The organism is Flavitalea flava (assembly GCF_054461575.1).
Map to the genome: position 1 here is coordinate 46,792 of NZ_JBTLQH010000025.1, position 12,357 is coordinate 59,148.

Sequence of the window (12,357 nt, forward strand, 5' to 3'; positions counted from 1 at the left end):
CATTTTGCCTCGGTTGCCTCCGGGATTCGAACCCTGATCACCCCATTCACAGTGAGGCATTCTAGCCAATTGAACTAAAGACAACGAATGCTGTCAAGGCTGGACTCGAACCAACACCCCCAGTGTCAAAAACTGATGTGCTAAACCATTACACTACTTAACAATAAATTGGTTGCGACTTTCAGAGTTGAACTGAAATCCTCCACCTTATGAGAGTGGCGTGTTACCTGTTACACCAAGTCGCAAGCTGCGGTTCGTACGGGAGTCGAACCCGTGTCGCCGGATCGACAATCCGGAATGTTACCGTTATACCAACGAACCATGTAATCTGTAGGGGAGTCGAACCCCTATTCCAGGATTGAAATTCCTGGGTCCTGGCCATTAGAAGAACAGATCAAAAAAAAGCCCGGTCTTTTATTGACCGGGCTTAGCTTTTTGTGGAGATCTGTTTTCAGGATCTCTTTTGCTTATGCCACAGTCTTTTATGTCGATCACCTATCTCCCCACAGAAATTAAATTTGGACATATTTATACAATTCCGATTCTGTCGGTCAATAATGATGGGTCTATTTGTAATTTGATATTGCCTCAAAAATTTCTTTTATTGATGATAAACATTGTTTCGACCCGGATTGGCCAATAAAAATTCATATAAAACAAAAACCCCGCAATCTCTTGCGGGGCGTATCTTTTAGTGATTTAGTCCTTTGACTTATTCATCAGCATCAGATGCCCCGCAATCGGTAAAGTCCCTCTCGGAACTAATCCAATTATTTGTTTTTATATGTAGGCGCATCTTTTGCATTTTTTGTTTTTATTAACAGTGCAAAGATGTAACTATTTTTTTGATCATGCCAAATTATTTTAAAATATTTTTAAAATTTATTTTTTTGCCGGTATTTTAAACACTTCAGCCGATGCTCAAACGCTATTTTTCATGAGGATGATAAATGATAATACTCCGGTCGATCGTGCCTGGCCATTTTTGTTTTTCCTGTCATTAGCCATGGCCAGAATGGCTTCATTTTTTTCTGTCCTGTCCCATTTCAAACATTTTTGTCAACCGTTCATAAAGGAATTTGACACAGTCATACTAAATCGCACTACGGGTATTTGTTTTTTTATTAAGTTTAAGGTAGCTGACAGACAGTTGTTTACCTCATTTAATTATTCGTTAAACTGCTTAATTATGAGAAGTCTGCTTTTGTTAACCGCCTTTATGGCCAGCCGGATCTTGTCCAATGACAATAACCCGAATCAATCCGTTGTACATTCCTGCAAATCAGTTGTACTAAGCTCCCGATCAGCTCAATCCTTTATTGACCCGACCGGTACCTATGTACTGATGGGAGTCATTAAAAAAAATAAGGTAATAGGTCATTCCGGGGAGATCAGGGTGCAATTACTGGAAACTAATAAAGTAGCGGTTTGTTTTTATATAAATAAGGGATATCCGGATTACGCCTCCGGCTTTTTTACAGATACCCTTCCCTATAATGAGAACCAGGTCCATTATACCCCTCCGGCAACGCCGGATTGCACAATCGTCCTGGATTTTCAAATAAGAAGCGTGGAGATCATGCAGGTATATTCCGACCCGCATTGCCGGTGTGGTTTTAAAGAAGGCGTATTGGTATCCACAACATTCCAGAAATCATCCAGTGAAAGACCGGTCATCCAGGATATGGCTCTTCATAGAATATAGATCATTTTATCTTCGTCCAAACCAAATCATTGCCTGCCCTTCTGTCGATCATTCGTACAACCTGTCCTGTGGCATCTTTTATGAACAGCCGTCTGTGTTCGGCTTGCTCTCTTGCGAAAAAAACGGTTTCGGTTTCCGGCAATAAAACCTGAGCTTTCCTTCCGGATCGCTGCCCCATCAGTTTGCCATCCTGTACCGATACCACAAAAATAACATCCCCGGTCAACTGATAGGTTCCGCTAAATACCGCTATCTGAGAATTAGTTAAATCTATGGGTACAGGTGAGGCCAATATTTCAGCAACATGAGAAGAAAGCAATTTCCATTCTCCTTTGTCCTTTATAAAAACATCCGTTTCATTATAGGAAGTGTTAAGGATCTGTCCACCGACTTCCAGTCTTTCCCTGGGAATTATCGCCAGTATAGCTGTATTTTCAAATTGTTTAAGTATTGGATTCGTAAGAATGATACTTCTTTTGAAGCCAGCAGTCAATGGCCGCATGAATTGTAATTGCTCCGCCTTGCTCCGGACAACACCATCCTCCTCGGTTATAAAACCGCTGTCGGCCATATATTTCTCCCAAACTGCTTTATCACCACTAACCACTGCGTCCAATAGCTTTTGGGTAATAGCCACCAATTCTTTTTCCGTATTACCCTGACCTATACTCCGGTAAAAATTACCGCAAATCAGTAGCATCGACATTATGAGAATTACTAATAATGCCAGGAGATTAATTTTCATATTCCTGTTTTTGAATTTTATGTTTATCGTGGGTCTAAAGCTTCTTTTTCATCAGCAGGCCCGTCTGGGCATCATTTCCCCGCATAAATAGTTGCGCGTCAAAAAGTTCGAATCCCCATCTTTCATAGAAGCGGATGGCCTGGTCATTTTTCTCCCAAACGTTCAGCCAGATGATCTCATTTCCTTTTTCCCGGCCTATACCGATGCAATTTTGCATGAAAAGTGATCCGATTTTTCGCTGATGCCATGCGGCAAAAATGTACAAACGCTCTATTTCTATGGAATTTTTGCTTTCTAATAATGCATGGGTTCGCCCCCACCTGAGTTTTGCATAACCGATGAGTTCCTGTCCGGCAAATGCCAGGATAAATTGGCTGTTCGTATCCTGCAATTCATCACCAAGCTTTTGAATGCTAAATGCCTCTGCCACATAATTTTCCAGGTCCTCCAATAACATTTTGGAAGAGAAGGCCTCCTCAAAAGTGATAGCCGCAACTCTGGCAAGTATAGCCTTATCTTCAACGTTACCTCGCCGGAGATAGATGTTTTCATCGATCATGAAATTTATATTTGGAAGCCCAGCCGGAAACAGATCAGTGTTCATACCTGCAAAGTTGCCATTACAGATAACATTCACCGTGAAAGATCGGGATAAAAAAGTGTAAAATCGGGATTATCCTTTGGCCTGGCCCGGAGGAATTCCGTACTTCTTTTTGTAGGCGTTACTAAAATATTGTGGAGAAGAATATCCGGTTTGATATGCTATTTCGCTTATCGTGAATTGTCCGCTATGCAAAAGGTCTCTTGCCTGCTCCAACCTGCAATTGATTAAAAAGTCAATTACCGGGGTTTCGAAAAGCTCCTTAAAACCTCTTTTAAGTTTGTATTCATTCAATCCGCATCGCCTGGTCAGGTCAGCCATCGTAAGGGAGCAGGAGGCATTTTCCAGGATATAGTTCCGTATATAAAACAGCTTTTCCTTATCTGTATTTGTTTTTATAAAATTATCCCTGTGGCTGATTTTCTTATTGGCTCCATCCGCGATTAATACGAACAATTCTATTGCCCTCGATAATAAAAACATTTTTCTTAAATCTCCAGCAAACCGGCAATTAATAATCTCATCGATGCATCTTTCGATCGAAAAATTCATAGGTAGCCAATCCTTTGAAAACAGAACCGGTTCATTTTCTTCTATTTTCCGTAGAAAACTCTCCATACCGGAATTGCCCTGGCCGGCGAGCTGAAAAAAACATGCTTTAGTGAACTGAAGGGAAAACAATTCAGAATGGTCATCGTTATGACTCATCGAGGTGTCCAGCTCCTGAGAATAAAGCATATTATATTGCCCTGCCTGAAGGCTCATCTTTTGTCCTAATTGTTTATAGCGTACATCTGTGGCGCCTTTCCTGTTGAAATAAATTTTTACCGCATCCATCCGGTTTTTCACCTGGTAAGCAACTTTTTCTCCTTTCGTCAACACCGAATGCCCAAACCGGTATCCATCAAAACACCAATTACTAAAAGTCAGTCTGCCTTTATCCAAATCCAGGACATCCCTGCTCTCCATCAATCTTTCCGAATCGAATTCACGGGTCGATAAGGGGTTTCGGTAAAATTCTTTTTTTTCAGGAAAATAATTAAACACTAAAGACATAGGTCGTCAACTTTTATTTGAGGTTAACATTGAGATATTCCACTAAAGCCTTGATTTCTTCTTCCTTTTTAAGCTTACTCTTATGCTGAACCGAAAAACTTTCTATATCGGCTGCATATTCAGGTAATGCTTTTTTCACGGCACTACTATTATGAGAGATTTCCGTCATGGTCGTCGCCAGAACATCATAAACATACAGGAACTCCCGCTGGGCATATGCCTTCTCCGTTGGCCCGCCATAATTGGAAGACACCTGAACAACTTTATAGACATATTTTAATAAATGGACTTTGGGGCCTTCGGCCAATACTTCATAATAGGTCTGCCCCGTATTGCTGCCAATGGCAGGATAACCCGTTTTGAAATGAAGGGTTTTTTCGTTTCCCTTTCCTGTGGCAGGCAGTACAAAATCACTCACCGGGGTAGCAACCTGTAATACCAGGCTATCTTTCCTGAAGTACAGTTGATTATTGACCAGGAAAGATTCATCTCCAGCCCGTTGTATACTTTTCCATTGCTAAGCTTCAGCATTCCTTTTGTAAACTGCTCATTCAACATCATATTACCTTCCACACCGACCTGGCTGCCCAGTGGAATTGCCTTTCCTGAAAGATCACGAAAATCTGCAAAATTTTTGGAGTAGTTTGGATCACGGTACCCATCTTCCCCTTGGCCAGAGGCAATATGAGAAAAGGGGATAAAAATAAACAGAAAGGTTAATCTGTTCAGAAAATCGGATTTACGCTTAGTCATAAGAAGGTTTTTAACGCATATAACAAACAATCGAAAGCTTACCCTAAAATTACCTGTTTTTTCGCAGACCGGGGCTTCGATTCAGTTTCTATACCCGATGATGGAAAAACCAAAAGGACCAGTATGCCCTGAGATGTGCAAGTCTTTGTATTCCAATAAGTAACGGGCATGTCAGCATTTGCTGGTATATGGCGGAGCAACCAATTAAAATCCATTTATTTGCTGGTAATAAGTATATATTTTTGGGGTATGTATACCCAGCTTATCCATACATTCGAAAGGATCATCCGTTTGGATGATGCGGAAAAAATATTTATACAAACCCTCTTTCAGGAAAAAATGGTTAAAAAAGGCGATTTTTTTCTGAAAGAGGGCAAAGTATGTAAAGAAGTAGGTTTTATCGGAAAAGGGCTTGCCCGGTATTTCATTAATAATAATGGGGAAGAGCTGGTTTATGGTTTTGGAAAGGAAAACGATTTTATATGCAATTATGAAAGTTTCCTGGATCATTCCCCTTCCGTCAAAAACATCCAATTTATAGAGAACAGCACTATACTCACTATGTCTTTCGATAATCTTCAATTGCTCTATGAAAAGGTAAAAGAAGGACAGAAATTCGGCAGATTGGTATGCGAACAGATCTTTGTGTCTGCGCTGAAAGAAATTACTTCTTTTTACACCCACACTCCGGAGCAACGTTATGTTGAATTTATAGCTTCCTATCCCGATCTTCAAAATCGGATCCCTCAATATTATATTTCCTCCTTTGTCGGGGTAAAACCACCCTCTCTCAGCAGGATTCGGAAAAGACTGGCTTCCTCCTGATCTATGCGGACCACCTACTTATGATTCCAACTCTTGTATTTATTAACCCGGGTTAACAGGTTTCTTTTTGACTGGGCCTAGTTTTGTAAACACAAAAATTTACAAGAATGCTATTATTCAACTGTCTGCTCATTATCCATTTTACAGCCTTTCTTTTGTATGTAGCTCAATTGGCCCTACTATATCCGAAGATCGATTCCCTGCGCGACAAAAAAGGATTAATAGCGGGTATTATTATCCTGTTAACCGGTATCGGAATGGTTATTATAAAATACCCCCATGTAAATTATTATAAGGTGGTTCCCAAAACAGGCATTTTTTTGATGATTGCCATTATCAATGCCCTATATAGCAAAAGGGAATTCACCAAACCTGTCTATTATCTACTGGTCGTTCTGACCTTGCTGGCAAGTTTGATCGCTATTGTAAAGGTGTAAATTCCGGATTACCGTAATAGAGAAGTCATAGACATTCAGCTATTTTTTGCATGCAGGATAAAATAGATGTTTAAGGTAAGATAAGCCGCCAGCATGATCTGGGCGGCAATAAAATCAAACCGGTTGGCCTGCTTAAGTTTGTTGGCCTTAAGCAGTTTCAGTGAAAAGGCTGATGAAGTGATGACGGCAAATATAAAGAACAGCGTGATCCCGTGCAAGGTATCCACCAGGGTAAATGAAGTGGAATCCGGTAGAGAGGAATCAATGATATATTTATTGCCGATTGCTGCAAACAAAGCGCCTACACTCAACCCAAAGCGGGAATCGATGTTATCGGCATGTATATAAAAACATATATAACAGATCAGGAAGGAGACATACATTCCCAGGAACATTTTCCAGAACAATTCGGTGGCGCTGCGGTCTATCCCTATTTTAACCTTAAATGAGCTGTATTCCACATGAGGCTTAACCTGATCCGGATCGCCAAAGGTCGTTTCGTAAGGTTTGATACCAACCGACAAAGTGAAGGTGTCGATTATCCAGCCTCTCAGGGTAAACCGTGGATCAAAATGTTTGCCCAGGGTATCCGGAACAAAGATCAGGGCCCTGGAATCGAATTGGGAGTTTTCGATGGAGATCCGCAAGGTCTGCCTGTCAAAGGGAAAACTGCTGATCTTCCAGGAATCCTTCATCAGGCATTGCAGCTTCATCAATATATAAATTCTGCCATTCGAGGAATCTATCGTGGAAAAAGATTTTGTAAATGTCTTGGCCTGTGGTATTTCCAGGTTTTGCAAAAAATCGAATTCTTTTTTCTTGTAGGTCAGCCACAACCAAAAGTTGACCGTATACTCGCTTTGTTTGAAATCGATATCATGGATACTGGTGATATAAATGCCCGTCTTTACCGTATCCGGAGGCGCCTTTTCGGCAAATGCCCTAAAAGCCAGGAGTGACGAGTTTATTATAAAGAAAACAAGCAGGGAAAGGATGTTTTTCATATTGACCGGTTCAAATGAATAGGAAAGTTAAATAAATGGCCGCAAAAATATAAACTAATATGAACGCTTACCTTTTTTCCTGTTCATAGGCTAAATACAGCAATTTATCAGAACTTCGCTTAAAAAGAAGAATCTCTATGAAAATCTATCAACAGGCTATCTCCCTCCCGGCCCGAAAAAGAGGCTTTCATCTCATTACCTCCGCCATACTCCAGGCCGCGCCCGGTATCAGGCAATTCCGTGCCGGCCTCTGCCAGGTATTTATCCAACATACTTCCGCTTCTCTTACGCTTAATGAAAATGCCGATCCCACTGTCCGCAAGGATTTTGAAACCTTTTTTAATAAGGCCGTGCCTGAGAACGATCCGGATTTCCTGCATAATGATGAAGGCCCGGATGATATGCCCGCACACCTGAAAGCGGCCCTGTTGGGAAACTCCGTCATGATGCCCATTACTAACGGAGAATTGGCCCTGGGGATGTGGCAGGGAGTCTACCTTTGTGAACACAGGAACCAGGGGGGCGAAAGGGAACTGGTGGTAACCTGTTGGGGGGAGTAGGCGAAGAGTGTGTTAACCATTTCAGAGGGCTTTATTTTACTCATCTGTTATCGAAATTTATATCTTTGCCTTCAAATAGCCTGATTATATGGAATTTATCAATAAGCCTTACCAGGACCTGCTGGCCATAGCCAAAGCAGAAAAATCAAAATACGCTTCCAATTCACCCTTTCCCAACACCTATTTCAGGGATTTTTTCAATCCGGAAGTGCTGGATGAACTCCTTAAAGAGTTTCCTGATTTATCAACCGGAAAATCGTATAAGATCGATAACCCAGGCCAGGTTAAATTGGCATCCAAGGGGATTGACAGGCTTGGTAAAAATACCCGGGCTTTTGTCGAATATCTCAATTCCAAGCCATTTCTCGACTTCCTGCAGGAGTTAACCAGTATTCAAGAGCCGCTGATTGCCGACCACGATTTACTAGGCGGCGGCTTGCATGAAATCAAGCCAGGCGGCTTCCTAAAACTTCATGCCGACTTTAACAAAAACTCGAATGGTCTGGACAGGCGGCTCAACGCACTGATCTATCTTAATAAAGACTGGAAAGAGGAATATGGCGGTCACTTTGAATTATGGGATACAGATTTGACGAAATGTGGTCAGAAGATCACTCCCCATTTTAATACGCTGGCTATTTTCTCTACTACGGATTTTTCCTATCATGGCCACCCGGATCCCCTGACCTGCCCCGAAGACAGGAGCCGGAAATCGCTGGCACTTTATTATTATTCCCAAGGGCGGCCTGCTTCTGAAATAAAACAAGGCCAGGAAAAACATTCCACCATTTTTGTTGGACGAAAAGGATACAATGAAGATGAAATCAGCGAAACCAAAAAATCCGGCTTTAGCCGCTTAATTAAAAAGATTTTTGGGTAAGCGATGATTATATACGACCAAATGTCATGTTTTTTTGCAGATTTGGCCACTTATAGCTCACCTATAAGCGGCCAAATGTATTATTTTTGCAAAAAAAGAAAATCGGTGTGAACCCGAAAAATATGAACAAACTAAATCCGGGCCTTTTAAAAACCAAACAGCATTTTGAAATTCTTGATGGATTAAGGGGAATAGCAGCTTTGGCCATTGTAGTTTTTCATTTTATGGAAGTGGCTTATTCCGACTACAGCAAAAACTTCATCGGCCATGGTTTTTTAGCAGTAGACTTTTTTTTCTGTTTATCCGGTTTTGTTATTGGATACGCTTATGATGATCGAATCGGGAAAATGGGGGTCCTTGAATTTTTTAAATCAAGGATAATAAGGCTGCACCCGTTGGTAATTTTAGGTTCAGTATTAGGTTTATTAAGTTATCTCTTTGATCCATTCAACATTCATGAGGCATTAAATGGCGCCGATCAAATCATACTGCTATTTCTCGGTTCCATTTTTCTTATCCCCATGCCTGTAATGCCGGAACGTTATTTTAATCTGTTCAGTTTCAATGCACCTTCCTGGTCATTATTCTGGGAATATATTGCCAATATTTTTTATGCCTTTGTCCTTTACAAAATCAGCCGCCGCTATTTGATCATATTACTCATACTTGCAGCGGCAGCCCTTTTTTTTGTCAGTCATCGTTCTGAAGGATTACTGGGCGGATGGAGCGGGCAAACCTTTTGGGATGGCTGCGCCCGTATTTCCTTTTCCTTTTTGGCAGGACTGCTAATTTATCGTTCTAATTGGATCATTAAGACGAAACTGGGTTTTGTGGGCATGTGTTTTTTGCTGATCCTGGCATTTATTATGCCATATTCAAAATGGAACTGGTTGACAGAATTAATGGTTGTATTATTTTATTTTCCCTTGCTTATTTCATTAGGAGCTGGCGCTACGTTAGCCCCGGGTTTAAAAAAACTCTGCCTGTTCTCCGGGAAAATATCGTACCCGTTATACATGACGCACTATGCAGCCATATGGGTATTTGGCAATTATTACACCAGTCGCCAACCTGGTCCAACTCAACTGTTCTTTATCATTCTAACAGGAACCATTCTATTGATTGGCATAGCCTATCTGGCAATGATTCTTTATGATATTCCGGTCCGCAGATATTTAAATAATAGAAGAAATAAAGGCTGATTTTCGGATATGTTTTGCCGGAATACCGTTAGGAAAAATAATCACTCCATTCATACATCAGTTTTGACACTTCAGCCGTTCCTTCAAAAAATTGACCCTATAGTGGTTTAGCTTTGCATGCAAAAGTGAATATGCGGCATAACGATACTTTACGGATAGTGACTTTTGCACTGCTCCTCTTTTCGTGCAGAAAAGACCAAACGACTAACCCCGATATTCCTCCACCACCTGTACCCATTAATAAAATACTTCTGAAAGATATTACGCTCCCTGGTCTGCCTTCACCTTATTATCATTTCGAATATAACAACGATAGTACGGTTACCAAAGTTGATTTTGCTTCCGGGTTCACTATCTATGATGTTCTCTATAGCGCAAATAAGATCAGTGAGATGAGAAACAATATCCTGGTCAATCACGATACATTGCGGTATTTATATGATAATGCAGGCAAAGTGTTTATGATCAAATTTATAAACCAGGATAATATTCTTTACAGACATGTCAGCTTTTCTTACAGCGGAGATCAGGTTAAAGAAATAGAGTGGGATCATAAAGAAGGTAATGTCGGCTTTTTGCTCGACCGTAGCTTAACATTCACTTATCATCCGGATGGTAATGTAAAAACAATTACCGAACGCCGCCTTCCCCAAGGCAGTTCGCCGGAGTTTGTCTCAACCTGGCAGTTCGGGCAATATGACGACAAGATCAACGTAGATGATTTCAGTCTTATTCATGACGGGATACAAGAACATCTCTTCCTCCTGCAAGGATTTCGTTTACAGCGAAACAATCCCGGGAAAGAAATCTTTTCAGCAGGGGTTGGCCTTACTGCTTATACTATCGATTATACCTACACATACAATAGCGATAAATCGCCTTTATCAAAGAAAGGCGATTTATTATATACCGCCGGGACTGACGCAGGAAAAAGATTCCAGACAAGCACTTTCTATACTTATTATTGATCAGTTTATCTCCCGCCGGTTAATTTCAGTAGAACCATCTAACTATTAAATTGCCGAAGATGGTGATCGGTATGTTTATAAGCTAAGTACCCGCTTTGTTCTTTTGTTACGATCCCGGAAAAAGCGTGAATATATTCAGTGTTTGAACTATGCGCATGTTCTTGAATCAGTGCAATCCAATGCTGTTTTTCTTTTGATATATCGCCCTTGTCTTCTTTAACCTTAATCTCAGGTATAGTAGGCAGATTTTGTTTTATTGGGTTTGCGTCTCCTATTAAATCCTTCAAAGCAACTTTTCCAAAAATTCGGCCAAGGAACATTCGTTTAACGCTCATTTTTCCCAATAACATTTCTTCATACAAAGTACAATGTTTTAGCATCTGGTAAATATTCATTTTACCCCATTGAGCTTTACTGTTCACGGGAAGTTGATTAATCCTGGCAATCAATTCTTCTCTTGTTGTTTTGTCAAAGATTGTTTTCATGTTTCCTGGAAGTTTTTGAAATTAAAAAAGTTCACCTCTTTTGCGTTTAAAGTTGTTTACGCAAAGAACAGGTGTTAATTAAAATTTCATTACTCCAAAATTGCTGTTTTTTAGTCCACCCGCATTTTTTTAGCAAAAACAACCCGGAATAAAGGCGAAAAGTGATTGGCTAGGTCCGGCTTGGGGAATGGGGTAAATTTCGCTTGCAATTTAGTTGAATGATTGCCTGAATTTTAATGGAGATAAATTGGTTTTTCTTTTGAATAATTTATTAAAGGATTGCGGGTATTCGAATCCTAATTGATAGGATACTTCGGCAACCGATAAATTACTGGTGGACAACATTTCCTTGGCTATCTCAATCACCTTATTGTGAATGTGCTGTTGTGCATTTTGCCCGGTCAGGGAACGAAGCAAATCGCTTAAATAATGCGGCGAAACATTTAGTTGCTCTGCAAGGTATTGCACCGTAGGCAAGCCTTTGGTCAAAGCTTTATCTTTGTTAAAATAGTCATTCAGTAGGTCATCTGATTTCGACAACAAATCATTATTCACTGTCTTCCTGGTGATAAACTGGCGCTTATAAAAACGATTGCTATAATTCAGCAGCAGCTCGATTTGCGATATAATTACATCCTGGCTAAAATCATCTATGTTCGATTGTAATTCATCCTCGATATCCTTGAAAATATTAAGGATGGTAGCTTTTTCTTTTTCAGACAGGTGCAATGCTTCATTCGTATCGTACGAAAAGAATCCAAAATTTTTAATGTTTTTCCCTAACGGGTAATTCCTGATAAAATCGGGATGAATGAGTAAAGTATTTCCCAAATACTCCGTATCGTCGGTAGTGGCCAGAACCTGGTTGGGAGCCGTAAAGACAAGACCGCCTTCATCAAAATCATAATAGTTTTGACCATACCTAATTTTGCCACGAAGGTTCATTTTATACGAAATCTTATAAAAATTAAATAAGAAGGCCTCAGGCAATTTATTCTTATCTATTACTATCAGGGTATTATCCACCAGGCTTACCAACGGATGCAAAGGCTTTGGTAAACCCAGCATCCGGTGTAAGTCGGAGATAGAATTGATTTTTTGCGGAATATGGTCGTTTTTCACTTTAATAGTTGGTT

Annotated in this window: 15 protein-coding genes and 4 tRNA genes; 7 read left to right on the forward strand and 12 right to left on the reverse strand. The window is 40.4% G+C overall.

Translation table 11 applies throughout. The annotated features are described in order from the left end of the window. Positions 1-11 precede the first annotated feature (11 nt). From ACX0G9_RS20175 to ACX0G9_RS20190, 4 genes are all read right to left on the reverse strand, one after another. Positions 12-85, reverse strand: a tRNA-His gene (locus ACX0G9_RS20175). Positions 86-90: 5 nt separating this feature from the next. Next, a tRNA-Gln gene (locus ACX0G9_RS20180) sits at positions 91-163 on the reverse strand. 6 nt (positions 164-169) lie between these two features. Next, positions 170-245 (reverse strand) — tRNA-Met (locus tag ACX0G9_RS20185). A 5-nt stretch (positions 246-250) separates the two neighbouring features. Beyond that, positions 251-321, reverse strand: a tRNA-Asp gene (locus ACX0G9_RS20190). An 868-nt stretch (positions 322-1,189) separates the two neighbouring features. Here ACX0G9_RS20190 and ACX0G9_RS20195 point away from each other — a divergent pair. After that, complete coding sequence (locus tag ACX0G9_RS20195) at positions 1,190-1,705, forward strand: hypothetical protein (RefSeq protein WP_459066759.1); 516 nt, start codon at positions 1,190-1,192, stop codon at positions 1,703-1,705. 1 nt (position 1,706) lies between these two features. Here ACX0G9_RS20195 and ACX0G9_RS20200 read toward each other — a convergent pair whose 3' ends face one another. From ACX0G9_RS20200 to ACX0G9_RS20220, 5 genes are all read right to left on the reverse strand, one after another. Next, positions 1,707-2,450, reverse strand: coding sequence for a nuclear transport factor 2 family protein (locus ACX0G9_RS20200; RefSeq protein WP_459066760.1), 744 nt, complete (start codon positions 2,448-2,450; stop codon positions 1,707-1,709). A gap of 34 nt (positions 2,451-2,484) precedes the next feature. Beyond that, a complete protein-coding gene (locus ACX0G9_RS20205; RefSeq protein ID WP_459066761.1) occupies positions 2,485-3,009 on the reverse strand; it encodes a GNAT family N-acetyltransferase in 525 nt (174 codons plus the stop codon). Between the two features lie 114 nt (positions 3,010-3,123). Further along, entirely contained in the window at positions 3,124-4,107 is a 984-nt protein-coding gene (locus ACX0G9_RS20210) for a helix-turn-helix domain-containing protein (protein WP_459066762.1), read from the reverse strand. A gap of 13 nt (positions 4,108-4,120) precedes the next feature. Beyond that, positions 4,121-4,525 carry a hypothetical protein gene (locus ACX0G9_RS20215; RefSeq protein WP_459066763.1) on the reverse strand — a complete coding sequence of 135 codons (405 nt, stop codon included), beginning with the start codon at positions 4,523-4,525 and terminating at the stop codon, positions 4,121-4,123. Beyond that, positions 4,522-4,860, reverse strand: coding sequence for a hypothetical protein (locus ACX0G9_RS20220; RefSeq protein ID WP_459066764.1), 339 nt, complete (start codon positions 4,858-4,860; stop codon positions 4,522-4,524). Before ACX0G9_RS20220 ends, ACX0G9_RS20215 begins: the two co-directional genes overlap by 4 nt. Positions 4,861-5,028: 168 nt before the next feature. On the opposite strand from ACX0G9_RS20220, the gene ACX0G9_RS20225 reads away from it, so the two are divergent. Continuing rightward, positions 5,029-5,685, forward strand: coding sequence for a Crp/Fnr family transcriptional regulator (locus ACX0G9_RS20225; RefSeq protein WP_459066765.1), 657 nt, complete (start codon positions 5,029-5,031; stop codon positions 5,683-5,685). A gap of 107 nt (positions 5,686-5,792) precedes the next feature. After that, on the forward strand, positions 5,793-6,122 hold the full coding sequence (locus tag ACX0G9_RS20230; RefSeq protein WP_459066766.1) for a hypothetical protein: 330 nt from the start codon (positions 5,793-5,795) through the stop codon (positions 6,120-6,122). 35 nt (positions 6,123-6,157) lie between these two features. Here the strand turns inward: ACX0G9_RS20230 and ACX0G9_RS20235 are convergent, their stop codons facing one another. Next, positions 6,158-7,126, reverse strand: coding sequence for a ligand-gated ion channel (locus tag ACX0G9_RS20235; RefSeq protein WP_459066767.1), 969 nt, complete (start codon positions 7,124-7,126; stop codon positions 6,158-6,160). Positions 7,127-7,263: 137 nt separating this feature from the next. Here ACX0G9_RS20235 and ACX0G9_RS20240 point away from each other — a divergent pair, with 137 nt between their 5' ends. The 4 genes from ACX0G9_RS20240 to ACX0G9_RS20255 all read left to right on the forward strand — a co-directional run bounded on the left by ACX0G9_RS20240 (position 7,264) and on the right by ACX0G9_RS20255 (position 10,736). Continuing rightward, on the forward strand, positions 7,264-7,686 hold the full coding sequence (locus ACX0G9_RS20240) for a secondary thiamine-phosphate synthase enzyme YjbQ (RefSeq protein WP_459066768.1): 423 nt from the start codon (positions 7,264-7,266) through the stop codon (positions 7,684-7,686). An 88-nt stretch (positions 7,687-7,774) separates the two neighbouring features. Then, the gene (locus ACX0G9_RS20245; RefSeq protein WP_459066769.1) at positions 7,775-8,566 is read left to right on the forward strand and encodes a 2OG-Fe(II) oxygenase; all 792 of its coding nucleotides are present in this window, start codon (positions 7,775-7,777) and stop codon (positions 8,564-8,566) included. Positions 8,567-8,688: 122 nt separating this feature from the next. After that, the gene (locus ACX0G9_RS20250) at positions 8,689-9,768 is read left to right on the forward strand and encodes an acyltransferase family protein (protein WP_459066770.1); all 1,080 of its coding nucleotides are present in this window, start codon (positions 8,689-8,691) and stop codon (positions 9,766-9,768) included. A gap of 131 nt (positions 9,769-9,899) precedes the next feature. Next, a complete protein-coding gene (locus ACX0G9_RS20255; RefSeq protein ID WP_459066771.1) occupies positions 9,900-10,736 on the forward strand; it encodes a hypothetical protein in 837 nt (278 codons plus the stop codon). A 38-nt stretch (positions 10,737-10,774) separates the two neighbouring features. Here ACX0G9_RS20255 and ACX0G9_RS20260 read toward each other — a convergent pair whose 3' ends face one another. Together ACX0G9_RS20260 and ACX0G9_RS20265 are read right to left on the reverse strand one after the other, a co-directional pair. Continuing rightward, positions 10,775-11,221: a DinB family protein gene (locus ACX0G9_RS20260; RefSeq protein WP_459066772.1), complete on the reverse strand. Its 447-nt coding sequence runs from the start codon at positions 11,219-11,221 to the stop codon at positions 10,775-10,777. A 210-nt stretch (positions 11,222-11,431) separates the two neighbouring features. Further along, entirely contained in the window at positions 11,432-12,289 is an 858-nt protein-coding gene (locus ACX0G9_RS20265) for a helix-turn-helix domain-containing protein (RefSeq protein WP_459066827.1), read from the reverse strand. Positions 12,290-12,357 lie beyond the last annotated feature (68 nt).